The organism is Methylococcus mesophilus, from assembly GCF_026247885.1.
Lineage (GTDB): Bacteria > Pseudomonadota > Gammaproteobacteria > Methylococcales > Methylococcaceae > Methylococcus > Methylococcus mesophilus.
In genome coordinates this window covers 3,626,451-3,653,426 of the sequence record NZ_CP110921.1, presented here as the reverse complement: position 1 = coordinate 3,653,426, position 26,976 = coordinate 3,626,451, and the positions used below count along the sequence as shown (strand labels likewise).

Sequence of the window (26,976 nt, the reverse complement as noted above, 5' to 3'; positions counted from 1 at the left end):
GAAAACACCCATGTATCGGTCGTCATCGCTCGTAAAACCATGGTCGCTGCGCCTCGCGGCGTTGACCGCCGCTCTGATGTTTGCCCTGTTACCCGGCGGACCGGCAATAGCGGCAAAATCCGGGGTCGCCGTCAGCCAAGCGAGCTATGACAAGAAAACCGGCACACTCAAAGTCATTGCGGTTGCCAAGGGTCTTGCTGGAAACCTTACCGTACTCCATGCCGGTGGCGGCGTTCTGGCAGAACAGCCGGCTACCGGCAAAAGCCAGACCTTCACGATCGCGCTGGAACAAATGGGGCAAGTGCCCTGCGAAGTGGAAGCACGCGTAGGCGAGACATCCTCGATGCGAAAAGTCGCTGGTGCGCCGGCGGAATGCAAAAAGGTGCCACTTTGCCGGATTCTTACGCCCGCCGATGGCACCCGACTCACTGTCAACACCCCCGTTACCTTCAGCGCCCAGGCCACTCTTAAAGACAAGACAGCCGGCCCACTCACATACGAATGGGACTTCGCCGGTGGCGTGTTCGACAACAGCCATCCGACCACCTTGGAGAGCCAAGCCAGATTCGTTCGCGACAACAGCGCGTACCGGGTGAGATTCGCCGCCACCGACGCCAAGGGCCGGCGCTGCGAGGCGGCGGTAGAGGTGAAGGTTGGCACCCCACCCACCGAGGCCGCCAATTTTCCAGCCAAGGTAGCCGAGCAACCGGCCCCCTTGCGCGGCTCGGAAACCAACGGCGACAAAGGGGACCTTGTGGTGCTGCCATTCCAGGAATGGTCCATGCAGCACACCAGCGACCTGAACCAGAACCCCAACGCCTATGATTCCTTCAACCACCTGTTCAACACACTGAACGCCTATGTCATCGAAAAGGGCGGCGTAGGCGGTGCCAAGCCACGGTTCCTGACTCAGGACGAGGTGGATCTGCGCTATTCCGCCGCATCCAACCCGCAAGACCCGGCGGGCACCAATTCGATCAATTCCACCAGCCAAAACTGGCCCCTCAACGCAGATACGACCAAACCGGCGCCGTTCATGGAGCCGGCCACCACACTCAAGAAAACCGACATCTGGGAAGTCCACCCCGACCGCGACCCGACCAAGCTGGACCCGAGCTATCGGCGCTGGTCCGCCGTCCAGGGCATTTTCGGCTGGGCGGGGCTGCACAACGCCATTCCCGGCCTGCCGGCCCCGGACGAGGGTTATTTTCCCCACGCCACCCCGCCTCTCGAGGGCGAGCAGACGCCCGATTATTTCCAGTATTACTTGGACCAATATGCCAAATTCCAGGCATTGATTCCGCCAGGTGTTGAGCACGGCAGCTACATGCCGGGCAAGGATCAGCCCTACGTCGCCAACCGGCCCCAGTCCTTCGCCCGGTTCGATGCCGAGCAGCAATGGTTCCGAGCGGAGACGATTCCCATCACCAGCGTCGACGACCAGGGCCGGGTCAATCCCTATCCCCTGCTGCGGGTGGAGGCCAGCCGCAACGGGAATAGCAGTGTTGCGGCGGCTACCGATGGGGTGTTGAGCAACAGCCGGGATTTCCACTGCCGGGAATGCCATGCCAAAGGGAAAATCGGCGCAAATCCCAACGCGGGCCACAAGCCGGAAGCGTTCCTGTCCAGCCCCAAGGGACAGGACTCCTGGTATTTCGAATACCGCGATCCTAATTTCCACCCGGACCGTCCGGTGCTGTACGAGGCGGCGAGCGACAGTATTCACGACCAGGAATACGCGGCATCGCTCAATTATTCCAGCGTCCACGATTTCTACGACGGCTACGACTTCGTCGGATCGATCTTCAACGGCGGCGGCTCGCTTTGGGCCTTCCACAACGGCCCGTTCAAGGAGGACACACCCAAGACCTGCAACGGTTGCCATTTCACCATGCCGGAGGGTTTCTACAAGAAGGATACCTACTGGGCTGCTGCGCCATACGACAATACCAATCTGTACTACAACCCGGATTATTCGATGTCCATGCATCGCTTCCACGGCGAGTTGCAATACAACGCAGACAAGACCGATATCCGGCGTAACGAGAAAGGCGGGTATTTGCGGTTCGATTGGAAGACCCTCACCAGCCGGACACCCAACCAAAATCTCAATCCCAACACTCTGTTCCCGATCTTCGACGCCAACGGAAAGCAGTTGCCCATGGAGGAAAACTGCCTGAAATGCCACTCCGGGCATCGCGAGCCGCTCTACGACGACCGCATGGCAACGGCGGGCGTGACGTGCTACGACTGCCACGGCGACATGCTGGCGATGGGGAGGTCCTTCCCGAAAGACTCCGCCAAGGCCGGTTCCACCAACGTAGCGGATTACCGCATCGCGTGGCTGGAGGAAACCGATTGCGGTTCCTGCCATAGTGGAAAAGGCGTCGAAGCCGTGCGAAGAACCGCGTTTGAGTCCACCGACCTGTCTGCCACTTCGCGGCCGGTCGACAAGAACGATCCGGACGCGATCCGCTTCGCCGTGGTGCCCAATTACCAGAAGGAGCTGGAGTCATATGTATACAGCTGGGACCCGACCGGCAACGGCGGCCAAGGGGCGGACGTAGACGATTACACCCCGCTCCGGCTCGACAGCCCACTCTACCGCTACGGCAAGGACCAGCACGCCGGCATTACCTGTGCGGCCTGCCACGGCGCGGCGCACGGGGTGGGACCGAACCGCGATCCCAAGGCCAACGAGAACGTGACGGCCATCCAACTGCAGGGCTACCCCGGACCGATTGCGGAATGCAAAGTCTGTCACACCCGGGATGCCTTCAATGCCCCGGAAAGCGTCGGCAGCACCACGCATTACCCGGACAAGAACGGCAACCCGACGATTCTGGCCGGGCCGCACAACCTGCACCCTGTCTACGACCCGTACTGGTGGAAACAAGCACAGGGCGACAGCGCCAACGGCGACGGCGGCAACTACGGCGGCTGGCACAACAACTACGCCAAGCTGCCCGGCACCAAGGGCGAAGACCAGTGCGCGGCCTGCCACGGCAACGACCACAAGGGCACCCGTCTGTCCAAGACGCCGGTGGACCGGGTGTTCGACTTCCGCGGCTTCGACGCCAAGAAGCTGAAGAAGGCCGGATTCAAGTCCAAGGTCGTCAAAGTGCCCGCCGGCACGCCGATCGGCTGCGACACCTGCCATAGCCTCGAGACCAGCTTCATCGGATCGCCGGGGCACTGAGTTCCACTCCGGAACCGGCGCCAGGGAAGGCGCCCAATCCTGTCGAGGCATCACGCCCCGAAGGACTGTTCCAACCGATGGACCGACCAAAAAGGGCGCCTCGGCGCCCTTTTTTTTCGCAATCCGGTCGCGCCGGGTTCCCCGCAGGCCGACGCCGCGCTCAAGCAAGTCTACGGACGGGCCATGCGGGAAGCGCAGATCATGACCATCAACGATTTGTTCCACGTCCTCGGCCTGCTGTTCTTCGCCTCTCTCCTCCCGATGCCTCTGGGCAGAAAAGTCCGGCACGATGCCGGCGGCACCGGCTCCAAACCGTCACCCGCATCCAAAGACCGGCACCAGGACGCCGCAGTGCGTGGTTTCGCATAGATCAACGCGATGTTACGCAACATAGCATTTCCATGATATGCAAATGGCATTGATTCTCATACGATTTTCTTCTGGCTCGATTACTGCCTTGGCACATTTGCGAGCCCCCGCTCGCCGTCCGCGGAACAACAACCAAGAAATACGACGGAGGAACCGTGAATACCACAAGCCATGCACCACCATCATTGCGTCGCAGCAGCCCGCTTGTCGCGGGCCTGCTGTTGACGCTGGCCGCCACGCTGGCCCCTGAAGGCACCTTGGCCGCCGCCAAGCTCAAGATTGCCAAAGCGGCCTGGTCGGAAAAGTCCGGCACGCTGACGATCGCCGGCAAAGCCAAGGGCGGAACCGGCCCCATCGATGTCTACGACGTCAACGGCCGGCGGCTGGGCAGTGGCCAGGGCGACAGTTTCGCGGTGACGCTGAGCCGCCAGGACCTCGCGGGCGTCCCCTGCGCGGTGCGGGTCCAGACCGGTGACACCGAGGTCATCAAACCGGTGAAGGGCGCACCCAAATCCTGCAGCGGCGCTCCCGCCTGCAGCATCGTCAGTCCTGGCCCAGGCACCGCGGTCCAGGTCGGCGTGGAGGCCCATTTCGAAGCCACCGCCACGGCCAAGGACCCGGCGGCGCAGCCGTTCAGCTACGAATGGGACTTCGCCGGCGGCGCCATGGGCGAACTCATCGCCGGCAGCAATCCACCCGCCTACAAGCGGCCCACCGGGCTGATGGCGATGGTCGCGTTCGTCCGCAACGACAGCCGTTACCGGGTGAGGTTCATCGCCACCGACGCCAAGGGCCGGCGCTGCGAGGACAGCGTCGAGGTGACGGTAGGCAATCCGCCGACGGGGCTGCCTGGCAAGGTGTCGGAGCAGGGCGCGCCGGCGCTGGGCGGCGAGCTGGACGGCACCAAGGGCGACGTCGTGGTCATGCCGTTCGAGGAATGGAGCTATCAGAATCTGAGCGACATGCGCTATGGAAGGAACGGATGGGGTTCGTTCACGCCCGTCGTGAACAACGTCCGGGCCTATGCCTTCAAGAAGGACCGGCTGCCGGTGTTCCTCAGCGGCAGCGAGGTGGAGCTCCGCTATTCGGCGGCATCCAATCCGTCCGATCCGGTGGGCGGCGGTTCCATTAATTCCACCAGCCGGAACTGGCCGTTGGGCGCCTCCCTGGTCGATGCTGCGCTCCAAAAGACGGACATCTGGGAACTTTCCGATCGTCCGGATGCCGAGAAATCCGCGAACTACTATGCCTGTTCCTGGGCGATGGAGGGTGCCTGGGGAGCAATGTGGGGCTGTTCCAGTGCGCTCGGCAAGCCGGAGCCCGATGAAGGCTATTTCATCGCCAAGAAGGATGACGCCGGGAATATCGTTTCCGACGACCACAACACCGACCTGCAACACGGCGCCTACATGCCGGGCAAGGCCCAGCCCTTCGAAAGCAACGTACCGCAGCCCTTCTCCCAACACGTCGCGGTCACCCAGTCCGACGGCAAGGACAAGCCGGCCGCCTGGTTTGCCGCCAACATGCTCCCCTTCACCGACATCGACGACCAAGGGCGGGTCAATCCCTATCCGCTGCTGCGAGTGGAAGCCGTGGCCAAGGGCGGCGGGAGCGTGCTCGCCAAGACCGACGGCGTAGTGAGCGCCAGCCGCGATTTCCACTGCCGCGAATGCCACGCCAAGGGCGGGGTCGCTGCCAATCCCAACGCGTCCCGCACCAAGGCCGCCTACGGCTCCAGCGCCTGGGGCAAGACCGCGCTGCAAATCGGCAGGGAAAAAGGGCCGGCCCACCGTTACTACCTCCCGGACGACAAGATCCCCAGCCAGCCGGAATTGTTTTCGGTGAGCGAAGCCGGGGGAGACCCCAGCAATCTGTTCGATGCGGAGTACGCGGCGTCGCTCAACTATTCGAGCATGCACCAGTTCTACGACGCCTATCCGTTCCTGTACAAGATGCTGTACGGCATCGAGAAACTGAACCTCAGCGACAGCGAAAAGGCTAATCCGGCCAACATCGGGCACGACAATCCGATGCCCTGTTATGGCTGCCACCTGTCGCCCCTGGCCTATGTGCCGTACAAAATGGACATGGCCTGGTATGACGAGGAAGGCTTCGACGTCAACGACCCGGCGTACGCCCCCAACTATTCCATCTCCATGCACCGTTTCCATGCCGAACTGCAGTGGAACGACGCCAAGACCGACATCGTCCGGGACGACAAGGGAGCCTTCGTCCGCTTCGACTGGAAGAACAAGGGCCAGCACAATTCGACCAAAACCGGCAGCCTGTTCCCGATCTTCGACGGCCAGGGCAAGCAGCTTCCTATGGAGGAAAACTGCCTCAAGTGCCACAGCGGTCACCGCGAGCAGCAGTTCCGAGACCGTATGTACACCGCGGGCGTGAGCTGCTACGACTGCCATGGCGACATGCTGGCCGTGGGCGAGGCCTTCCCCAAGAACTATCTGGCCAACAAGGACAAGCTAGGCTCGATCAACCGGGACGACTACCGGGTACCCTGGTTCGACCAGCCCGACTGCGGTTCCTGCCATGTCGGCGACGGCAATCAGGGTGCCGATCAAGGCGGCGGATTCTTCAGTGCCGGGGTCATGAAACGGGCCTTCGACGAGGCGGACTTCTCCGCCACGCCCCGCGCCATCGACCGGAGCGACCCCAATTCGCGGCGGTTCTCAGCGGCGCCTTTGGAGACCTACAAAGCGGTGTTTCCCACGACCTATGCGTATGACTACGACCCGGTAGGCAAGACGTTCCTGGAACAATCCACCGAAACCAGGATCGACGCGCCCCTGTTCCGCGAAGGCAAAGACCGCCACGGCAACGTCGCCTGCGCGGCCTGCCACGGCGCGGCGCACTCGGTGTGGCCGAACCGCGATCCGAGTTCGAACGACAACGTCACCGCGCTGCAGCTCCAGGGCCACACGGGCACCATCCTCGAGTGCAACGTCTGCCACACCGCGGATTCCTTCGCCAAGAAGGAAGACCTGGACGGCGGCCAGTACAGCGGCGACGCGCAGACCGGCATCCTGGGCGGACCGCACGACATGCACCCGGTCAACGACCCGTACTGGTGGAAAGGCGCCCAGGGCGACGGAGCCAACAGCGACGGCAGCGCCTACGGCGGCTGGCACAACGACTACGCCAAGCTGCCGGGGATGAAAGGCGAAGACCAGTGCGCGGCCTGCCACGGCAACGACCACAAGGGCACGCGTCTTTCCAAGACGCCGGTGGACCGGGTGTTCGACTTCCGGGGCTACGACGGCAAGAAGCTGAAGAAGGCCGGGTTCAAGACCAAGGTCGTCAAAGTGGCCGCGGGCACGTCGATCGGCTGCGATACCTGCCACAGCCTGGAGACCAGCTTCATCGCCTCGCCGGGGCATTGAGGACGTGCCGGGCCACGCCAGGGACGGCTTTTCGCCGCGGGGAGGCTGAACGGTAGCGGGTTCGGCTCAATTCCGTATCGGCGCCTCGAGGTGGAGGGACACTGGGAAAAACGGCGGAACCGGTTGCCCGATTCCGCCGTTTTCATTTATGTCCGATTCGAGGCGGACACTGACTTTACGCCGCCGATCTGGCCGGCGATATCGCCCCTCGCATCGCCCTGGCCGCCTCTACCATGTTCGCCAGCGCCTGCTCCGCTTCCGGCCACTGGCGGGTTTTCAGGCCGCAGTCCGGGTTGACCCACAGCCGCTCGGGATCGACCGCCGCAGCCGCCTTTTCCAGCAGCGCCCGCATCTCGGCGCCGGCCGGAACCCGCGGCGAATGGATGTCGTAGACGCCGGGGCCGATGTCGTTGGGATAACCGAAGACGCGGAAGGCTTCCAGCAGGTCCATGGCCGAGCGGCAGGTTTCGATGGTGATGACATCGGCATCCAGCGCGGCGATGGCCGGCAGGATGTCGCCGAATTCCGAATAGCACATGTGGGTGTGGATCTGGGTGTCGTCGGCGACGCCGCAGGAGGCGAGCCGGAACGCCTTGACCGCCCAGTCCAGATAATCGGCCCGATCGGCGGCCTTGAGCGGCAGCCCCTCGCGGAATGCCGGCTCGTCGATCTGGATCGCAGCCACGCCGGCGGCTTCCAGGTCGGCGACCTCGTCCCGGATCGCCAGCGCGATCTGCAGGGCCGTCACGGCGCGCGGCTGGTCGTCCCGCACGAAGGACCATTGCAGCATCGTCACCGGCCCCGTCAGCATGCCCTTCACGGGCTTCTTCGTCAGACCCTGGGCGTAGCCGATCCATTCCACCGTCATCGGCCGGGGCCTCGCCACGTCGCCGTAGATGATGGGCGGCTTGACGCAGCGGGAGCCATAGCTCTGCACCCAGCCGTGTTTGGTGAAGGCATAGCCGGCCAACTGCTCGCCGAAATACTCCACCATGTCGTTACGCTCGGCCTCGCCGTGCACCAGCAGGTCCAACCCCAGGGCTTCCTGCCTGCTCACGGCCTCGCGGATGGCAGCCCGCATCGCATCCCGGTAGGCCCCCTCGTTCAGCTCGCCGCTGCGGTGGGCGGCCCGCGCCTTGCGGATCGCCGGCGTCTGGGGAAAGGAGCCGATGGTGGTGGTCGGAAACGGCGGCAGGCGCAGCCGCTCGCGCTGCAGCGGACAGCGCTCGGCGAACGGCGAGTAGCGGCGGAAATCGGCATCGCTCAAACCCTCCAGCCGCCGCTTGACGGCGGGATCATGGGTCAGCGGCGATTGCGCCCGAGCGTGCAGCAAGCGCTCCTGTTCCGCGAGTTCCGTGGCGACGGCCTGCCGCCCCAGCCGCAGACCCTTGTCGATCACGGCCAGCTCTTCCAGCTTCTGCACGGCAAAGGCCAGCCAGGCTTTGATCTCGGGATTCAGCGAGGTTTCCAGGTCCAGGTCCTGCGGCACGTGCAACAGGGAGCAACTGGGCGCCAGCCACAGCCTCTCCCCAAGCGCCGCACTGGCGCTTTCCGCCAGGTCCAGCGCGCGACGGAGGTCCGTGCGCCAGATGTTTCGCCCGTCGGTCAGGCCCAGGGAAAGCACCTTGTCGGCCGGGAAATCCTCCACGAAATCCGCAACCTGTTCGGGCGCCCGCACCGCGTCGACATGCACACCGGCGACCGCCGAGTACTTGAGCCATGCTGCGTGTTCCGCCACCGAAGCGAAATAAGTCGCCAGCAATAACTTGGGGCCTGCTTCCGCCAGGGCGGCATAGGCCGGCGCGAAGGCTTCGATCCATTCCGGCGGCAGATCCAGGCCCAGGATCGGCTCGTCCATCTGTACCCAGTGCACGCCTGAGGCATGCAGGCGCTGCAGAATCGCCGCATAGGCCGGCAGCAGCCGGGGCAGGAGCTCCAGGCGGCTGAAGCCGGCCTGCCTTTCCTTGCCGAGATAGAGAAAGGTCAGAGGCCCGATCAGCACCGGCTTGGGATTGAGCCGCAGGGCCTTGGCCTCCTCCACCTCGTCGAACAGCCAATCCACGCCCGGACCGAAGCCGGTCTCCCGGTCGAACTCGGGGACGATATAGTGGTAGTTGGTATCGAACCATTTGGTCATTTCCATCGCCGGCTGCTCGACATTGCCCCGCGCGAGCTGGAAATACTGGTCCAGGCTCAGGGCATCGGCCTGGAAACCGAAACGCCGGGGCGCCGCTCCCAGCAGCGCCGTCATGTTCAGCATCTGGTCGTACCAGGCGAAATCGCCGACCGGCACCAGGTCGATGCCGGAACCGCTCTGGATCATCCAGTGCCGCTCGCGCAACTCCCGGCCGGTCTGCGCCAGTTCCGCCGGGCCGGTCCGGCCGGCCCAATGGGCTTCGACGGCCTGCTTAAGTTCGCGCCCGGCGCCGATGCGGGGAAATCCCAGGGAATGTGTGACTGCCATATCTGCCTCCTCGTGCTCATCGAATTGAGATCTGGCATGATCGGGACAGGACAATTATTATTCAAACTCAATATTTTCATCACAGTCATCGATTTCATTCATGAAGCCATCTTTACTGGAACTCCGCCACCTGCAAACCCTGTTGGCTCTGGTGGAAACCGGCACGCTGTCGAAGGCGGCGGCGCGGGTCTTCCTCACCCAGTCGGCCCTCTCGCACCAGATCAAGCAGTTGGAAGACCATTACGGCGTGGTGCTGTTCGAGCGCAAGACTCAGCCCCTGCGCCTGTCGCCCGCCGGCCAACGCCTGCACAGTCTGGCCGAGACGGTGATGAAGGCGGTGCGGGAGGCCGAACGCGACGTCGCCCGCATCGCCCAGGGCAACAGCGGCCAGCTCCGGATCGCGGTGGAATGCCACACATGCTTCGACTGGCTGATGCCGGCGATGGACCAGTTCCGCGAACACTGGCCGGAGATCGAGCTGGACCTGGTCTCCGGCTTCCACGTCGATCCGCTGGCGCTGCTGCGGGAGGACCGCGCCGAGCTGGTGGTGGTGTCCGAACCTCAGGCGCGCGAGGGCATTGCCTTCCATCCGCTGTTCCGGTTCGAGATCGTGGGCCTGGTGTCGCGCCAGCATCCCCTGGCCCCCAAAGCCTTCCTGGCCCCGGAGGATTTCGCCGAGGAAACCCTGCTCAGCTATCCGGTGCCGGAGGACATGCTGGACATCGTCCGCAAGGTGCTCAAGCCCCGCGGCATCGAGCCCAAACGGCGCACCGCCGAACTCACCGTCGCCATCCTGCAGCTCGTCGCCAGCCGCCGCGGCATCGCCGCCCTGCCCAACTGGACCGTGCAAGGCTATCTCGAGCGGGAATACGTGCTGGCCAAGGCGATCGGCGAAACCGGCCTGTGGAGCGCGCTGTATGCCGCCACCACGGAAGACATGGCGCAATCCGCCTATATGGGGGACTTCCTGGACATCGTGCGCTCCAGCAGTTTCCGCAATCTGCGGGGGCTCATGCCCCTCGCCGAAGAATCGCTGTGAAATATCGTGGGAGCGGGCTTTAGCCTGCGACTATGCCAGTGGCCGATCGCGGGCTAAAGCCCGCTCCCATAGTTGTATCCGCTGGACCGGCAAGCGGGCGGCCAAAACGCATTCGCGGTTGCGCGATCGCCGGCAAAATGGTTTTATTCGTCGCCATGCCGATGCCTTCGCCCGCGCAAATCCGCCGCTCGCTCGCCTGCCGCCTCTGCGCGGTGCTGAGCCTGTGCGTCTGGCTTTTGTCCTCGGCTGGCACGGTCTGCCTGATGGGAGGCATGGCGCAGGCCGAGCAGGCCGCGGAGCATTGCGCCGGCATGCCGGAGCAAGACACATCCCATCAAGCAACGCCGGACGGCTGCGACAAGCAGGCCTCCTGTTTCGGCCTGCAGGCCGTGGACGAAGACGACATCGCCATCGACAAGGCGGGCACCGGTCCTGGGGTGAAACTCCTCACGCTTTGCCTGCTGGTTGTCGCCGGGCTGTGGGCCGCGATCCTGCGGCTCCCGGATCACCACTACCTGCGGCGGTCTCCCCCCCTTCCCAAGGTTCCCGTCGCTCTCCGCTTCTGCATCCTGCTGAATTAGCGTTCCTTTTCCATCGCTGACCGCAACGCGATTGGCCTGCCGCGTCCTGCGCCGGACCGGAAGGGAACCGCCGCTCGACTGCGTCCGAAAAAGGAGCATTCCATGTTTTCGCTACACCCCTCGTACAGGCGATCGGACTTCGCACTGCTGCTGATCGTCTGCCTGACCGCGCCGGCACAGGCCGGCCCGCTTTCCCTGGAACAGGCGCTGAACCAGGCGCTGGCCGGCAATCCGGGACTGGCCGAAATCAAGTCTCGCGCCGACGCCCTTGCCAGCGTTCCGCCGCAGGCCGGCAGCCTGCCCGATCCTTTCCTGAGCTTCGGCGCGCTGAACATCCCGACCAACGATTTCAGCCTGAACCAGGACCAGATGACCATGATGGAGGTCGCCGTCAGCCAGCAGCTTCCCTTTCCGGGCAAGCTCGGCCTGGCCGAACGGGCGGCGCAGCAGGAAGCCATCGGCGCGGCCAAGGATGTCGACGAAGCGCGGCTCCGGCTGGCGCGGGACATCCGCCTGAGCTGGTGGGCGCTGTTCTACTACGACCGCACCCTCGGCATTCTCGCCGAAAGCCGGGACTGGATGGCCAAGCTGGCGGACATCGCCGACCAGCGCTACCGGCTCGGCCAGGCGGAACAGTCGGACAGCCTGCTGGCCCGGCTGGAACTCACCAAGCTGCGCGACAAGACCCTGGAGCTGATCAACATGCGCCACGGCGAGGCGGCCCGTCTCAACGTGCTGCTCGACCGCTCCAGCGACAGCGCGCTGGAATTGCCTCCCGAAGCCGCATTCCGTTTTCCCGAACTGTCGTCCGAGCCGGCGCTGCTCGACCAGGCCCAGGCCGAGCGGCCGCTGCTGGCCCAGAAACAGGCCGCCATCGAAGCCGCCCAGAACCGCCTCGACCTGGCGAAAAAGGAGTACCTGCCCGACCTCAACCTCGGCTTCGGCTACGCCTTCCGCCAGAACGCGCCGAATGGCGAATTCCGCAGCGACTTCGCCAACTTCCGGTTGAGCATGAACCTGCCGCTGTACGCCGCCACCAAGCAGTCCAAGCAGGTCGACCAGAGGCAGAGTGAACTGATGCGGGAACGCTATGCGCTGCATGATGCCGAACGCAGCGTCCAGGCCGACGTGACCACCGCGCTGGCCGCCTACCATCACGCCCATGAGCGCCTGAGCCTGTTCGAGAAGGAGCTCCTCCCTCAGGCGCGCGGCACGCTGGATTCCCTGAGCGCCAGCTACCGGGTGGGCAAGATCGCCTTCGCCGACGTGCTGCGCGCCCAGCTCTCGGTGTTCGATTACCAGGTGCAGTACTGGAACGCCCTCACCACTTCCCAGCAGGCGCTCGCCCGCCTGGCCGCCGCCCTCGGCAAGGAAACGCTATGAAACCGTCGGTACGTCTGATCTTGCTCCTCCTGGCATTGGCCGGCACCGGCCTCGGCGGCTACTGGCTGGGACGGAAAACCGCGCCCCCGCCTTCACTCGCCCAGGAAACCATGGCCGAGAGGCATCCCTTGTTCTACCGCAACCCGATGAACCCGCAGGTCACCTCGCCGGTACCGGCCAAGGACGACATGGGCATGGACTACGTGCCGGTCTACGCCGAAGACCTGGCGCCATCCGCCAGCTCCGGTGAAGCTGTCATCAGCCTCGGCCCGGAGAAGGTCCAGAAGCTGGGGGTGCGGTCCGAGCCGGCTCAGCGCCGGGTCCTGACCCACGTCATCCGGGCGCTGGGCGTCGTAGAGATCGACGAGCGCCGGGTCCACGCGATCGCGCCGCGCTTCGAGGGCTGGATCGAACGCCTGGGCGTCAACACCACCGGCCAGGCGGTACGGCAGGGCGAAGTGCTGCTGGAAGCCTACAGCCCGGAACTCGTCTCGGCCCAGGAGGAATATCGCATCGCCGGCTCCGGCGAGGCCAGCCGGGCCTTGCGCGAAGGCGCGATCCAGCGGCTGCGCAACTGGAGCGTTCCGGAACCCTGGCTGCGCCGGTTCGAGGCCAGCGGCGAAATCCAGCACCGGGTCCCGTTCGCTTCGCCGGTGAACGGCATCGTGCTGGAGAAGAATGCGCTGCAGGGCATGCGCTTCATGCCCGGCGACACCTTGTTCCGCGTCGCCGATCTGTCCACGGTCTGGGTGATCGCCTCGATCTTCGAGCAGGACCTCGGCCACGTCCGGGTCGGGCAGACCGCCCGCATCGGCTTCAACGCCTATCCGGACCGAAGCTTCGATGGCCGGGTGAGCTATGTCTATCCCACGGTAACCGACGCCGTGCGCACGGCGCGCGTACGCATCGAACTGGCCAATCCGAAGCAGGTGCTCAAGCCGGCGATGTACGGCGACGTTGAACTGCAAGCCGCTGCGGATACCGCGCCGGTGCTGGCGGTGCCCGACTCCGCCGTGCTCGACAGCGGCACCCGGCAACTGGTGCTGGTCCGCCTGGGCGAAGGCAGCTTCGAACCCCGGCCGGTGGAAACCGGCCAGCGGGTGGAGGGGTACACCGAAATCCGCCGGGGACTGAGCGAAGGCGAAGAGGTAGTGACCCGCGCCAATTTCCTGATCGATTCGGAAAGCAACCTGCGTGCGGCGATCGGCAGTTTTTCGGCCGGCCAGCCCTCACCCGCCCCGACCGCCGCTCCCGACCATTCGATGCACGGAGGCCATTGAAATGCTCGCGCACGTCATCGACTGGTCCCTGCGCAACGTATTCCTGGTGCTGCTGGCAACGGTCGCCGTGGTCGCCGCCGGCATCTATGCCGTCGTTCGCACCCCGCTGGATGCCCTCCCCGACCTGTCCGACGCCCAGGTCATCGTCTACACCGAGTTCCCGGGCCAGGCGCCACAGGTCGTGGAGGACCAGGTCACCTATCCTTTGACCACCTCGATGCTGAACGTGCCCCGCTCCAAGGTCGTGCGGGGCTTTTCGTTCTTCGGGGCCTCCTACGTCTACGTCATCTTCGACGACGGCACCGACATCTACTGGGCACGCTCGCGGGTGCTGGAATACCTCAATGCCGCCGCCGGCAAGCTGCCGAAGAATGTTACGCCGCGCATCGGCCCGGACGCGACCGGGGTCGGCTGGGTCTACCAGTACGCGCTCACCGGCGCCGGCCACACCCTGGCCGAACTGCGCACCCTGCAGGACTGGTTCCTGCGCTATCAGCTCAGCAAGGCGCAGGGCGTGGCCGAGGTCGCCAGCATCGGCGGCTTCGTGCAGCAATACCAGGTCACCGTCGATCCGCACAAACTGCAGGCCTACGGCGTGCCCTTGAGGAAGATCATCGAGGTGATCCGCGCCAGCAACACCGACGTCGGCGGGCGCGTGGTCGAGCTGGCGGAAACGGAGTACATGGTGCGCGGGCGCGGCTATCTGCATGGCATCGCCGACCTGGAGCAACTGGTGGTGAAGGCGGCGGGCGGCATCCCGGTGCTGATCCGCGACGTCGCCCGGGTGGAACTGGTGCCCGACGAACGCCGCGGCATTGCCGAACTGAACGGCGAAGGCGAAGTGGTGTCCGGCATCGCTCTGGCCCGCTACGGCCAGAACGCGCTGGACGTGATCGGCAGCGTCAAGGCCAGGCTGCTCGAGATCGCCCCCGGCCTGCCCGAAGGCGTCGACATCGTCCCGGTCTACGACCGCTCCGAACTGATCCTGCGCGCCATCGCCACCCTGCGCGAAACCCTGCTGGAGGAAAGCGCGGTGGTCGCCGCGGTGTGCGCGCTGTTCCTGTTCCATCTGCGCAGCGCCCTGGTCGCCATCCTGATGCTGCCGGTCGGCGTCCTGGTCGCCTTCATCGTGATGCGGGCCATGGATCTGAATTCCAACCTGATGAGCCTGGGCGGCATCGCCATCGCAATCGGAGCCATGGTCGACGCCGCCATCGTCATGATCGAGAACGCCCACAAGCATCTGGAACGCAATCCCGACCAGCCCCGGATCGAGCTGATCCGCGCCGCTTGCCGGGAAGTGGGACCGGCCCTGTTCTTCAGCCTGCTGATCATCACTGTCTCGTTCCTGCCGGTGTTCGCGCTGGAAGCCCAGGAAGGCCGGCTGTTCCATCCGCTGGCCTACACCAAGACCTTCGCCATGGCCGGCGCCGCTCTGCTATCGGTCACGGTGGTGCCGGTCATGATGCTGCTGTTCGTGCGCGGCCACATCCTGCCGGAGGGGAGCAACCCGGTGAACCGGCTGCTCATCGGCCTGTACCGGCCCGTGATCCGGGGCGTGCTGCGCCACAAGGCGCTGACCCTTGCGGGCGCCTTCGCCATCCTGGCGGTGACGCTCTACCCCGCCTCGCGCCTTGGCAGCGAATTCATGCCCACGCTGAACGAAGGCACCCTGCTGTTCATGCCGACCACCCTCCCCGGCATCTCCATCACCAAGGCGTCGGAGTTGCTGCAGACCCAGGACCGCATCCTGAAGAGTTTTCCGGAGGTCGCCTCGGTGTTCGGCAAGGCCGGCCGCGCCCAGACCGCCACCGATCCGGCGCCGCTGGAAATGGCGGAGACCCTGGTCAACCTGAAGCCTCAGGATCAGTGGCGGCCGGGCATGACCATCGACAAGCTGGTCGCCGAGATGGACCAGGCGCTGCAGATCCCCGGCGTCACCAACGCCTGGACCATGCCGATCAAGAACCGGATCGACATGCTCTCCACCGGCATCCGCACCCCCATCGGCGTGAAAGTGTTCGGCCGGGATCTGGAAACCCTGGACCACCTCGCCCGCCAGATCGAACAGGCCATCAAGTCCGTGCCGGGCACGACCAGCGTGTACGCCGAGCGCGTCACCGGCGGCCATTACCTCAACATCGAACCGGATTACACCCAGTTGGCGCGCTACGGCCTGACCGTCGGCGACCTGCAGGAGGTGATCGCCACCGCGCTGGGCGGCGAAACCATCACCACCACGGTGGAAGGACGCGAGCGCTTCGGGGTGATCGTGCGCTATCCGCGCGAACTGCGGGACGATCCCGCAGGGCTGGGCAGCCACATCCTGATTCCCACCGAGGCCGGTGCCAACGTCCCGCTCGGCCAGCTCGCCCACATCTCGCTCACGCTGGGCGCCCCCGGCATCCGCACCGAGAACGCCCTGCTCTCGGCCTACGTGTTCGTGGACCTGCGCGGACGCGACATCGGCGGCTATGTCGAGGACGCGCGGCGGGCGGTGCAGTCGGCGGTGAAACTCCCGCCCGGCTATTTCCTCACCTGGAGCGGGCAGTTCGAATACCTGCAGCGGGCCGAACAGCGCCTGCTGCTGGTGGTGCCGCTCACCCTCGCCGTGATCTTCGTCCTGCTGTACCTGAACTTCGGGCGGCTGACCGAAACCCTGATCGTGATGGCCTCCGTGCCGTTCGCCCTGGTCGGCGGCGTGTGGCTGCTGTGGCTGCTGGACTACAACCTGAGCATCGCCGTGGGCATCGGCTTCATCGCCCTGGCCGGAGTCGCCGCCGAAACCGGCGTGGTCATGCTGATCTATCTCGACCACGCCTGGAACGAACTGCGCGAAGAGGCCCGCCAGCAAGGCCGGATGCCCGGCGTGGACGATCTGTACCGGGCGGTCATGACCGGCGCGGTGGAGCGGGTGCGGCCGAAGATGATGACCGTGACGGCGATCATGGCCGGCCTCCTGCCCATCCTCTGGAGCACCGGCACCGGCTCCGAGGTCATGCGCCGCATCGCCGCGCCCATGGTCGGCGGCATGGTCTCATCCACCGTCCTGACCCTGGCGGTCATCCCGGCGATCTATGCCTGGTGCAAGCTGCGTTCGCTGGACGCCGAAGATTGGAAATGTGGTCAGTAATACTGGCGGATGTCGCTGTAAGCCTTTTCGAACAGTTCATCGTCGGCATGCAACCTGTATTTGAACAGCGATTTCCGCAGCGCCTCCTTGACCTCGCGCTCACCGGCCAGGGTGTCCCGCCAGCCGGGAAAGCGTGCCAGGCCCACGGTTTCGCGGATGTCCTCAGCCACCTGCTCGACCATGATCGGGGTGGAGCACCCCGCCTCATTTGGCGACAGCAGGCCGCTCTTGGTCTAAATTTGTCCTTAATTGACGTATCGTTGGCATACAGCCAAATTGGGTAACTGCAACAATGTCTCCAGCAAATTACGCCACCTCTTAATCAGTCGATTTGCTCGAATACAGCGTGATTTTTCATACAGCCGACCCAAAACCAAGGAATCAATATGCCTTTGAAAATTGCCGTTTTAATCTATGACGATGTGGCCGCTTTAGATTTTACGGGCCCCATGGAAGTATTCAACGCAGTCCAATATTTCAAGTTCGGCGATGTGGATATGTACACGGTTGCGACAAACGATAACGTCGTTACTTGCATGAGTGGTTTGAAGATTATCCCGGACCATACCATGGAAACCAGTCCGGTACCGGATATTTTACTGATACCAGGCAATGCCGATCCGACGCCGCAAATCAATGATCCTCGCCTGACGAATTGGCTCAAACAAACGGCACCGAAATGTCGGTGGGTGTTTGGCGTCTGTACCGGGACGCTTATCCTGGCAGCCACAGGCTTGTTGAAAGGAAAAAAAATGACGACACATTGGAGTGCCATAGAAGCCTTAGATTCTATTCCGGAAATCACGGCCTTAGAAAACGTCCGCCACGTCTGCGACGGGAATCTATTGACGAGTGCAGGTGTTGGCGCCGGAATCGATGCGGCTCTGTGGCTGATCGGCCGGCTATATAGTCCGCAGCAGGCGAGGGAAGTGCAAAAGGGGTTGGAATATTACCCAGTACCCCCGTACGCGGCCGAAGTACCCTAAGTGATTTCGACATGGCGGCAGCCCCTAAATTTCCCAGCATGGAGACCCCGAAAACCATTGCCATGCTGGCATATCAAGGCGCCGAAATGCTTGATGTCGTCGGGCCGTTGGATGTGTTTGCCGCAGCGAATGCCTTGTTCCGAAATTTTGGTTTACCCGAGCCCTATCAAATTTATATCCTGGCGAATCAAGCCGGCATGTTCAGTACATCCTCGGGAATGAAGCTGTTTGCGGATGCCGGCTGGCAAGATTGGCACATGGATACTGATACCTTATTTATAGCAGGTACTCAGAATTATCAAGAGATCAATCATTCCCTACCTGCCATTCAATGGATAAAAAGCATGGCAAGCCGAGTCCGGCGCCTTGCTTCCGTTTGTACCGGTGCATTTTTATTGGCCGAGGCCGGGTTGCTCGACGGCAGAAGGGCAACGACGCATTGGCTCGCTTGCAACTTGTTCGCAAAACGCTATCCGGAGGTGAATTTGCAGGTCGATGCGATTTTCATCAAAGAGGGCTTCATCTATTCTTCCGCCGGCGTAACCGCCGGAATGGATTTGGCATTGGCCCTGGTCGAGGAAGACTTGGGGCGCGAGGTCAGTTTGGAAATCGCAAGATTGTTGGTCGTCTTCTTGAAACGGCCGGGAGGACAAACCCAATTCAGCGCCAAGTTGCGGGCGCAATCGGTTACTCACAGCCGGCTAAAACCGATGTTGGAATGGTTATTCGACAATCTCGACAAACCGGTTACCGTTGCCGATATGGCGACGGAGGCCGCCATGAGCGCACGCAATTTTTCTCGGCTTTTTATGAAAGAAACCGGACTAACCCCTGCAAAGTTTCTGGAAAAAACCCGACTCGAAGCGGCTATTGTCGTTATGGATCAAAAAAATCTGCCTATTAAATCCATAGCCAAAAGATGCGGCTTCTCCAACATTGACCATTTCCGCAGGGCATTCCAGCGGCAGTATGGCGTGTCGCCCCAAGACTTTCGGGACCGTTTCTGCTAAATACCGGGGAAGGACATTATCTGATGATGTCACCCGCAACACTTGGACGGCGTCGCACTCACCTCCGGAGCGCAGCAAGCCGACTGCGAACCCGCTTCGGCCTTCGGCGCCTCGCCGAATACTGGAATCTCGCCCAGCGAATGGAAGGATTCCCAGGGAATGCCCTGCGGATCGAGCACCCAGTATTTGTCCGATACCGCGTAGCAACAGCCGGTGCCCTTCTGTTCGGCGATCGGCGTGTCGGCCCGGTCGAGACGCTGCTTCAACTCGGCCAGCTCGGCGTCGTCTTCGGCCTGAATGCCGAGATGGTCCAGGCCGGTCTTGCCGCTGCGGCTGGAGATGGCGAAGTTGACCCTCGGGTCCTCCAACATCCATTTGGCGTAATCGGGCTTCCGCACCGCCGGCTCGGAGCCGAAAACGGCGCTGTAAAAACCGATATTCGATTCGATATCGGCAACCGAAATGTGGACATGCAAACGTTTCATACGACCCACCTGGCATTCATCAGAGGCTAATTGAACTGCCGGAGAGCGCCGCTCATGGACGAGCGGCCGAGCCCGGCTCCGCGTACCGGCACCCTGTGCTTCCCCATGCGCCTTAATATTTCGACATTTCGATAATATTCGAAATGTATGGCCAGAGCAAACATCGGGCAGCCTCCCGCCGTTCCCGTGAGAAGCTGCGGCCCGGAGCGATCACCAGCCAGAAGGGGCGCTTCGGGAACCAAGACCGGATCACGGTTGACACTCAAATGAGAATCGTTATCATTATCTCCAAGGGCGCCGAATCAGTCGCAGCGCCCCTAAAACATGCGTTCCAGCCAACCTTGAGGAGCCAACATGAATCCCCTTCCTTCAACTCTTGCTGAACCCCAAATCTCCACGGACATCCTGGTGGGTATCTTGCGTTCCTTGCTGATGCAATATGCGAGGAGTCCCTCCTCCTCGATCGCGGGCAACATCGCAAACTGCCTCGACCGGCTTCTTTCCCACCCGCAATTCGACGAACCGCCCCAAGAGCGCTGTACCTATCTGTACATGCGAACCTACTGGCGCCTCGTCGAATCGTTGGGATAGACGGACACCACCCGCCGACCTTTGCAAGCCTTACGAGGACCTACCGCCATGAAAAATACCCCCTGCCGAGTCCAGAACCTGGCCGGCGACGGCCTCTGCCGCGTCGACTACTGCCAGGACTGCGCATGTTTCCATCTGAAAGTGGGCTATGCGAGCCTGCATATCCATCCCGAAGCCTTCCTGCGGCTGTGCAGCACTTTGAATGCGGCCTTGGCCCGCTTCCAGCGTCAGACCAAAGTGACGGCGAGGCCTGCGGCTCTGCGCCACTGATACCAATGCCCCTGACCGCAGCGGCGTTGCAGCTAAAACGGCGTGAGGTTTCGAAACTTGTCTTGACGTAACACGAAGTTCCGGGTACGGTTCCCAACTTTTCACTTGCGCGCTCCCACACCGGAGCGGTTTGCAACAGGCGCTCATAAGCGCCTGATCAGTAAAGGGGAGCCGAAGATCGTGGAACTCAGCGGTGCGGAAATCGTTGTCCAGTGCCTGAAAGACGAAGGTGTGGAATACATCTTCGGCTATCCGGGCGGTGCAGTGCTGCATATTTACGACGCGCTGTTCAAGCAGGACGATGTAAAGCACATCCTGGTACGCCACGAACAGGGCGCGACCCACGCCGCAGACGGCTATGCCCGCTCCACCGGAAAACCCGGCGTGGTCCTGGTGACCTCTGGCCCCGGCGCGACCAACGCCGTCACCGGCATCGCTACCGCCTACATGGATTCGATCCCGCTGGTCGTCATCACCGGCCAGGTGCCCCTGCCCGTCATCGGCAGCGACGCCTTCCAGGAGGCGGACATCGTCGGTATCACGCGCCCCTGCGTGAAGCACAATTTCCTGGTCAAGGACATCCACAAGCTGGCCGAGACGTTCAAGAAGGCCTTTTACATCGCGACCACGGGCCGCCCGGGCCCCGTCGTGATCGACATCCCCAAGGATGTCACCGACCCGAACATCAAGATTCCCTACGAGTATCCGCGCAGCGTCGCACTGCGCTCCTACAATCCTTCGGTCAAGGGCCACCCGGTCCAGATCAGGAAGGCGGTGGAACTGCTGCTGTCGGCCCGGCGCCCGATGATCTACAGCGGCGGCGGCGTCATCCTCGGCAACGCCGCGGACGAGTTGACCGCACTGACGCGGATGCTGAACTTCCCCATCACCAACACCCTGATGGGCCTGGGCGGCTATCCCGCCACCGACCGCCAGTTCGTCGGCATGCTGGGCATGCACGGCACCTACGAAGCCAACATGGCGATGCACGACTGCGACGTGCTGCTGGCGGTGGGCGCCCGCTTCGACGACCGCGTCACCGGCAAGATCGCCGAATTCTGCCCCGACGCCGAGATCATCCACATCGACGTCGATCCGGCCTCAATCTCCAAGACCGTCAAGGTGGACGTGCCCATCGTCGGCGAAGTCGCGCCGGTGCTGGCCGACATGATCGAGATCGTCAAGGCCTCCGGCCGCGCGCCGGACGCCGAGGCGCTGAAAGCCTGGTGGGCGAGGATCGAACAATGGCGCAGCCTCGACTGCCTGCGCTACGACCGCGCCAGCGATCGGATCAAGCCGCAGTTCGTCATCGAACAGCTTTGGGATCTGACCCGGGGCGAGGCCTTCGTGGCCTCCGACGTCGGCCAGCACCAGATGTGGGCGGCGCAGTACTACAAGTTCGACAAGCCGCGCCGCTGGGTCAATTCCGGCGGCCTCGGCACTATGGGCTTCGGCCTGCCCGCCGCCATCGGCATCAAGCTCGCGCATCCGAACGAGGAAGTCGTCTGCGTCACCGGCGAAGCCAGCATCCAGATGTGCATCCAGGAACTGGCCACCGCCCTGCAATACCGCACGCCCATCAAGATCGTCAACCTGAACAACGGCTACATGGGCATGGTGCGGCAGTGGCAGGAGTTCATCTACGAAAGCCGCTACTCGCATTCCTACCTGGAGACCCTGCCGGACTTCGTCAAGCTGGCCGAAGCCTACGGCCATGTCGGCATGCGCATCGAAAAGCCGGCCGACGTGCGCCCGGCCCTGGAAGAAGCCCTGAAACTCAAGGACCGCACCGTGTTCATGGATTTTCTGACCGATCCCACCGAAAACGTCTACCCCATGATCGAATCCGGCAAGGCCCATCACGAGATGCGCCTGGCCCCCGGCACCGCGGTCGACAGGGAGCTTGCCTGACCATGCGCCACATCATTTCCGTTCTGCTCGAAAACGAATCGGGCGCGCTGTCGCGGGTTGCCGGCCTGTTCTCCGCCCGCGGCTACAACATCGAGTCGCTGACCGTCGCGCCGACCCAGGACCCGACCCTGTCGCGCATGACCATCGTGACCTCCGGCAGCGACGAGATCATCGAACAGATCACCAAGCAGCTGAACAAGCTGATCGACGTGGTCAAGCTGATCGACCTGTCGGAATCGGCCCATATCGAGCGCGAGCTGATGATGGTGAAGGTACGCGCGACCAACGGCGGCCGCGAAGAGGTCAAGCGACTGGCGGACATCTTCCGCGGCAATATCATCGACGTCACGCCGACCAGCTACGTCATCGAAGTCACCGGTGAAAAATCCAAGCTGGATGCCTTCCTGCAAGCCCTGCGGGATGAAGACCTCATCGAGGTGGTGCGGTCCGGCACCACCGGCATCCTGCGCGGGGAACGCGGACTCCACGTCTGACCCCGCGCCAACGTTTCCCCCCTAGCAACCCGCCCTTAAAGAAAGCGCAACGAGAGGAAGTTCCATGCAGATTTACTACGACAAAGACGCCGACCTTTCCATCATCCAGGGGAAGAAGGTCGCCATCATCGGCTACGGCTCGCAGGGCCACGCCCACGCCAACAACCTCAAGGATTCCGGGGTGCAGGTCGTGGTGGGTCTGCGTCCGGGTTCGGCTTCCGCCAAGAAGGCTGAGAACGCCGGCCTCGCGGTCGCGTCGGTCGAGGATGCGGTCAAACAGGCCGACGTGATCATGATCCTGGCGCCGGACGAGCATCAATCCCGCCTCTACAGCGAACAGATCGCGCCGAACATCAAGCAGGGCGCCGCCCTCGCCTTCGCCCACGGCTTCAACATCCACTTCGAGCAGATCGCCCCGCGCGCCGACCTCGACGTGATCATGATCGCACCCAAGGGCCCCGGCCACCTGGTGCGTTCGACCTACACCCAGGGCGGCGGCGTGCCCTCGCTGATCGCGGTCTATCAGAACGCCACCGGCCGCGCCAAGGAACTGGCGCTGTCCTATGCCTCGGCCAACGGCGGCGGCCGTGCCGGCATCATCGAGACCAGCTTCCGCGAAGAGACCGAAACCGATTTGTTCGGCGAACAGGCGGTCCTGTGCGGCGGCGCCACCGCGCTGGTGCAGGCCGGTTTCGAGACGCTGGTCGAAGCCGGCTACGCGCCCGAGATGGCCTATTTCGAGTGTCTGCACGAGCTCAAGCTGATCGTCGACCTGATGTACGAGGGCGGCATCGCCAACATGCGCTATTCGATCTCCAACACGGCCGAGTACGGCGACCTGACCCGCGGTCCGCGCGTCGTCACCGAGCAGACCAAGCAGGAGATGAAGAAGATCCTGCGCGAGATCCAGACCGGCGAGTTCGCCCGCGAATTCATCCTGGAAAACCAGGCCGGCGCCGCCACCCTGAAGGCGAAGCGCCGCCTCGGCCGCGAACACCTCATCGAAAGCACCGGCGCCAAGCTGCGGGACATGATGCCGTGGATCAAGGCGAACCGCATTGTCGATACGAGCAAGAACTGATACTTTGTGCCGGCGCGGATTTCCGTGCCGGCACGACAGTTTTCCACCATGGAAGAAAATTCCTCACCCAATCCCAAGCGTCGGCGCGGCATCTATTTGCTGCCCAACCTCTTTACCACGGCCGCGCTTTTCGCCGGCTTCTACGCCATCACCGCAGCGCTCAACCAGCGCTTCGAACTGGCCGCGATTTCCATCTTCGTCGCCATGATCCTGGACGGCATGGACGGCCGGGTCGCCCGCATGACCAACACCCAGAGCGCGTTCGGTGCGGAATACGACAGCATGGCGGACATGATCTCCTTCGGGGCAGCGCCCGCCCTGGTGGTCTACATCTGGTCGCTGTCCACGATGGGCAAGCTCGGCTGGGTCGCCGCGTTCGTCCACACCGCCGGCGGCGCATTGCGGCTGGCCCGCTTCAACACCCAGATCGCCACCGCCGACAAACGCTATTTCCAGGGCCTGCCCAGCCCTTCCGCCGCCGCCATCCTGGCCGGCTTCGTCTGGTTCTCGGTGGACCAGGGCTTAAGCGGCGAGACCATGCGCTACATCGCCTTAGGGCTATCCATCGCCACGGGGCTGGCCATGGTCAGCAACTTCCGCTACTACAGTTTCAAGGACGTCGACCTGCGGGGGCGTGTGCCCTTCGTCAACGCCATCTTCGTGATGCTGCTGTTCGCGGTGCTGTTTTCCAACCCGCCGCTGGTGCTGTTCCTGTTCTTCGGCGCCTATGCCCTGTCGGGCCCCGCCTTGACGCTGGCCCTGCTGAAACGGCGGCGCGGCGAGCGGCGCGCCTGAAGGCGTCCATTGGCAAGCCGGCCGGGGCCGTGTATATTCCAAGCCAATGAAACGCATCATGTCGATCCTGCACACCTTCCGCTTCGATGCCGCGCCGGTTGCCGGTGCGTCGGCGCACGCTCTGTCGTCTTTCGATTTCCTCCGCCTGCTCCTGCCCTGAGGGGCAGAACACGCGAACCTTTTCGATATACCCCCAATATTTCCGGACGAACAGAACCGGCCGTCCGCATCGAACCGGCGGCCCTAGCGGAGTTTCGCCATGCACGACAAACTGATCATTTTCGACACGACCTTGCGCGACGGGGAGCAGAGCCCCGGCGCGTCCATGACCCGCGATGAGAAGGTGCGCATCGCCCGGGCGCTGGAGCGCCTGAAGGTCGACGTCATCGAGGCGGGCTTTCCCGCCGCCAGCCCCGGAGATTTCGAGGCTGTCCAGGCCGTGGCCCGGACCATCAGGGACAGCAGGGTCTGCGGCCTGGCCCGCGCCCTCGACCGCGACATCGACCGCGCCGGCGAAGCCTTGCAGGACGCCCAGCGCGCCCGCATCCACACCTTCATCGCCACTTCGCCCATCCACATGCGGCACAAGCTGCAGATGTCGCCCGACCAGGTGGTGGAATACGCAGTGAAGGCCGTCAAGCGGGCCCGCCAGTACACCGACGACGTGGAATTCTCGCCCGAGGACGCCGGACGCTCCGAGGAGGATTTCCTCTGCCGCATCCTGGAAGCCGTGATCGATGCCGGGGCGACCACGCTGAACATCCCCGACACCGTAGGCTACGCCTTCCCGGAGCAGTTCGGACACATGATCGGCCGCTTGATCGAGCGGATTCCGAACTCCGACAAGGCCGTGTTCTCGGTCCATTGCCACAACGACCTGGGACTCGCGGTCGCCAATTCGCTGGCCGCCGTGCTGCACGGCGCGCGCCAGGTGGAATGCACCATCAACGGCCTGGGCGAGCGGGCCGGCAATGCCGCACTGGAAGAGATTGTCATGGCGGTCCGCACCCGCAAGGATATCTTCCCCTGCCACAGCGACATCGACACCCGGGAAATCGTGGCCTGCTCCAAGCTGGTCTCCAGCATCACCGGCTTCCCGATCCAGCCCAACAAGGCCATCGTCGGCGCCAACGCGTTCGCCCACGAGTCCGGCATCCACCAGGACGGGGTGCTGAAGAGCCGGGAAACCTACGAGATCATGAGCGCCGAGGACGTGGGCTGGAGCGCCAACCGCATGGTTCTGGGCAAGCATTCCGGCCGCAACGCGTTCCGCACCCGGATGCAGGAACTCGGCATCGAGTTCGCCTCGGAAGAGGAACTGAACTCGGTGTTCCAGCGCTTCAAGGTACTGGCCGACAAGAAGCACGAGATCTTCGACGAGGACCTCCAGGCCCTCATCACCGAAGCCGGCACCGAAGCCGAGGACGAAAGGGTCAAGCTGGTCGCGCTGCGGGTCTGCTCGGAAACCGGCGAGATTCCCCACGCCCAGGTGACCATCAAGGTGGACAACGAGGAGCGCACCGGCGCGTCGAGCGGCGGCGGCGCGGTGGACGCCAGTCTCAAGGCCATCGAATCGGTGCTGCACACGGACACCGCGCTGACGCTGTACTCGGTCAACAACATCACCAGCGGCACCGATGCGCAGGGCGAGGTCACCGTGCGGCTCGAGAAAGGCGGGCGCATCGTCAACGGCCAAGGCGCCGATACCGACATCGTCATCGCCTCGGCCAAGGCCTACATCAACGCCGTGAACAAGCTGCTGGCGCCCATCCAGCGCACCCACCCGCAAGTCGGGGATGTGTGACGATACGGGCCTGAAAGAGCGGCTCCGCCTCCAGTACCTGGACGCCATGGGCATCCCGGTCTGGAAGCTGCGGAGTCAGCCGGTCCTGGCGGCCGAACCGGCAGCGGAGGCGCTCCCTTCTCCCTCTGGGAGAAGGTGGCCCGAAGGGCCGGATGAGGGAAACTGGGACAGCCTAGCGACGGAAGTCTCCGCCTGCAGCCGCTGCGAACTGCATTGCACCCGCACCCAGACCGTGTTCGGCGTCGGCAACCGCCGCGCCACCTGGATGGTGATCGGCGAAGCCCCCGGCGAACAGGAAGACCTGCAGGGCGAACCCTTCGTCGGCCGCGCCGGCCAACTCCTCAACGAGATGCTGCGGGCCATCGGCTTGAAGCGCGAAGAGGTCTACATCGCCAACATCCTCAAATGCCGCCCGCCGCGCAACCGCGACCCCAAGCCGGAAGAAGCGGAAGCCTGCGAAAGCCATCTCAAGCGCCAGATCGCACTGATCAGGCCCCGCATCATCCTTGCCGCGGGCCGCATCGCCGCGCAGAATCTGCTGAAAACCACCGAAGCGATCGGCAAGCTGCGCGGGCGGGTGCACGAGTACGAAGGCATCCCGCTGGTAATCACCTACCACCCCGCTTACCTGCTGCGCGCCCCCCTGGAGAAGCGCAAGGCCTGGCAGGACCTGCTGCTGGCCGTCGAAACCCTGAACAAGTGA

The 26,976-nt window shown here is 63.6% G+C and carries 21 protein-coding genes; 18 read left to right on the top strand and 3 right to left on the bottom strand.

Annotated features, from left to right (window positions below; all coding sequences use genetic code 11):
• Positions 1-10: 10 nt before the first annotated feature.
• The 3 genes from OOT43_RS17370 (at position 11) to OOT43_RS17360 (ending at position 6,966) form a co-directional block, all read left to right on the top strand.
• Positions 11-3,199, top strand: coding sequence for a cytochrome C (locus OOT43_RS17370; protein WP_266021926.1), 3,189 nt, complete (start codon positions 11-13; stop codon positions 3,197-3,199).
• A 201-nt stretch (positions 3,200-3,400) separates the two neighbouring features.
• The gene (locus tag OOT43_RS17365; protein WP_266021924.1) at positions 3,401-3,568 is read left to right on the top strand and encodes a hypothetical protein; all 168 of its coding nucleotides are present in this window, start codon (positions 3,401-3,403) and stop codon (positions 3,566-3,568) included.
• Between the two features lie 155 nt (positions 3,569-3,723).
• On the top strand, positions 3,724-6,966 hold the full coding sequence (locus OOT43_RS17360; protein ID WP_266021923.1) for a cytochrome C: 3,243 nt from the start codon (positions 3,724-3,726) through the stop codon (positions 6,964-6,966).
• A 175-nt stretch (positions 6,967-7,141) separates the two neighbouring features.
• Here the strand turns inward: OOT43_RS17360 and metE are convergent, their stop codons facing one another.
• A complete protein-coding gene (metE, locus tag OOT43_RS17355; RefSeq protein WP_266021922.1) occupies positions 7,142-9,430 on the bottom strand; it encodes a 5-methyltetrahydropteroyltriglutamate--homocysteine S-methyltransferase in 2,289 nt (762 codons plus the stop codon).
• 100 nt (positions 9,431-9,530) lie between these two features.
• Between metE and OOT43_RS17350 the strand changes: the two genes are divergently transcribed.
• The 5 genes from OOT43_RS17350 to OOT43_RS17330 all read left to right on the top strand — a co-directional run bounded on the left by OOT43_RS17350 (position 9,531) and on the right by OOT43_RS17330 (position 16,846).
• Positions 9,531-10,469, top strand: a complete 939-nt coding sequence (locus tag OOT43_RS17350) for a LysR family transcriptional regulator (protein WP_266021921.1) — start codon at positions 9,531-9,533, stop codon at positions 10,467-10,469.
• Positions 10,470-10,606: 137 nt separating this feature from the next.
• Entirely contained in the window at positions 10,607-11,050 is a 444-nt protein-coding gene (locus OOT43_RS17345) for a hypothetical protein (protein ID WP_266021920.1), read from the top strand.
• 102 nt (positions 11,051-11,152) lie between these two features.
• Positions 11,153-12,433 carry a TolC family protein gene (locus OOT43_RS17340; protein ID WP_266021919.1) on the top strand — a complete coding sequence of 427 codons (1,281 nt, stop codon included), beginning with the start codon at positions 11,153-11,155 and terminating at the stop codon, positions 12,431-12,433.
• Positions 12,430-13,713, top strand: coding sequence for an efflux RND transporter periplasmic adaptor subunit (locus tag OOT43_RS17335; RefSeq protein WP_266021918.1), 1,284 nt, complete (start codon positions 12,430-12,432; stop codon positions 13,711-13,713). Before OOT43_RS17340 ends, OOT43_RS17335 begins: the two co-directional genes overlap by 4 nt.
• Before the next feature lies 1 nt (position 13,714).
• Complete coding sequence (locus tag OOT43_RS17330) at positions 13,715-16,846, top strand: efflux RND transporter permease subunit (RefSeq protein ID WP_266021917.1); 3,132 nt, start codon at positions 13,715-13,717, stop codon at positions 16,844-16,846.
• On the opposite strand, the gene OOT43_RS17325 is transcribed toward OOT43_RS17330, so the two are convergent.
• Positions 16,840-17,028 (bottom strand): hypothetical protein, encoded by a 189-nt coding sequence (locus tag OOT43_RS17325; protein WP_266021916.1) that lies wholly within the window; start codon positions 17,026-17,028, stop codon positions 16,840-16,842. The genes OOT43_RS17330 and OOT43_RS17325 overlap by 7 nt on opposite strands.
• Before the next feature lie 204 nt (positions 17,029-17,232).
• Between OOT43_RS17325 and OOT43_RS17320 the strand changes: the two genes are divergently transcribed.
• Positions 17,233-17,832, top strand: coding sequence for a DJ-1/PfpI family protein (locus tag OOT43_RS17320; protein ID WP_266021915.1), 600 nt, complete (start codon positions 17,233-17,235; stop codon positions 17,830-17,832).
• 11 nt (positions 17,833-17,843) lie between these two features.
• Positions 17,844-18,842, top strand: a complete 999-nt coding sequence (locus OOT43_RS17315) for a GlxA family transcriptional regulator (protein ID WP_266021914.1) — start codon at positions 17,844-17,846, stop codon at positions 18,840-18,842.
• A gap of 29 nt (positions 18,843-18,871) precedes the next feature.
• Here OOT43_RS17315 and OOT43_RS17310 read toward each other — a convergent pair whose 3' ends face one another.
• Positions 18,872-19,327 (bottom strand): ArsI/CadI family heavy metal resistance metalloenzyme, encoded by a 456-nt coding sequence (locus tag OOT43_RS17310; protein WP_266021913.1) that lies wholly within the window; start codon positions 19,325-19,327, stop codon positions 18,872-18,874.
• Between the two features lie 354 nt (positions 19,328-19,681).
• On the opposite strand from OOT43_RS17310, the gene OOT43_RS17305 reads away from it, so the two are divergent.
• The 8 genes from OOT43_RS17305 to OOT43_RS17270 all read left to right on the top strand — a co-directional run bounded on the left by OOT43_RS17305 (position 19,682) and on the right by OOT43_RS17270 (position 26,976).
• On the top strand, positions 19,682-19,918 hold the full coding sequence (locus tag OOT43_RS17305) for a hypothetical protein (RefSeq protein ID WP_218807409.1): 237 nt from the start codon (positions 19,682-19,684) through the stop codon (positions 19,916-19,918).
• 48 nt (positions 19,919-19,966) lie between these two features.
• Positions 19,967-20,188, top strand: a complete 222-nt coding sequence (locus tag OOT43_RS17300; RefSeq protein ID WP_218807410.1) for a hypothetical protein — start codon at positions 19,967-19,969, stop codon at positions 20,186-20,188.
• Positions 20,189-20,368: 180 nt separating this feature from the next.
• The gene (locus OOT43_RS17295; RefSeq protein WP_394358019.1) at positions 20,369-22,099 is read left to right on the top strand and encodes an acetolactate synthase 3 large subunit; all 1,731 of its coding nucleotides are present in this window, start codon (positions 20,369-20,371) and stop codon (positions 22,097-22,099) included.
• Positions 22,100-22,101: 2 nt separating this feature from the next.
• Positions 22,102-22,593 carry an acetolactate synthase small subunit gene (ilvN, locus tag OOT43_RS17290; protein WP_218798119.1) on the top strand — a complete coding sequence of 164 codons (492 nt, stop codon included), beginning with the start codon at positions 22,102-22,104 and terminating at the stop codon, positions 22,591-22,593.
• Positions 22,594-22,657: 64 nt separating this feature from the next.
• The gene (gene ilvC, locus OOT43_RS17285; RefSeq protein ID WP_266021912.1) at positions 22,658-23,674 is read left to right on the top strand and encodes a ketol-acid reductoisomerase; all 1,017 of its coding nucleotides are present in this window, start codon (positions 22,658-22,660) and stop codon (positions 23,672-23,674) included.
• Positions 23,675-23,722: 48 nt separating this feature from the next.
• Positions 23,723-24,469, top strand: coding sequence for a CDP-diacylglycerol--serine O-phosphatidyltransferase (gene pssA, locus OOT43_RS17280; RefSeq protein WP_266021911.1), 747 nt, complete (start codon positions 23,723-23,725; stop codon positions 24,467-24,469).
• A gap of 259 nt (positions 24,470-24,728) precedes the next feature.
• The gene (locus OOT43_RS17275; protein WP_266021909.1) at positions 24,729-26,273 is read left to right on the top strand and encodes a 2-isopropylmalate synthase; all 1,545 of its coding nucleotides are present in this window, start codon (positions 24,729-24,731) and stop codon (positions 26,271-26,273) included.
• Positions 26,266-26,976 (top strand): uracil-DNA glycosylase, encoded by a 711-nt coding sequence (locus OOT43_RS17270; RefSeq protein WP_266021908.1) that lies wholly within the window; start codon positions 26,266-26,268, stop codon positions 26,974-26,976. Before OOT43_RS17275 ends, OOT43_RS17270 begins: the two co-directional genes overlap by 8 nt.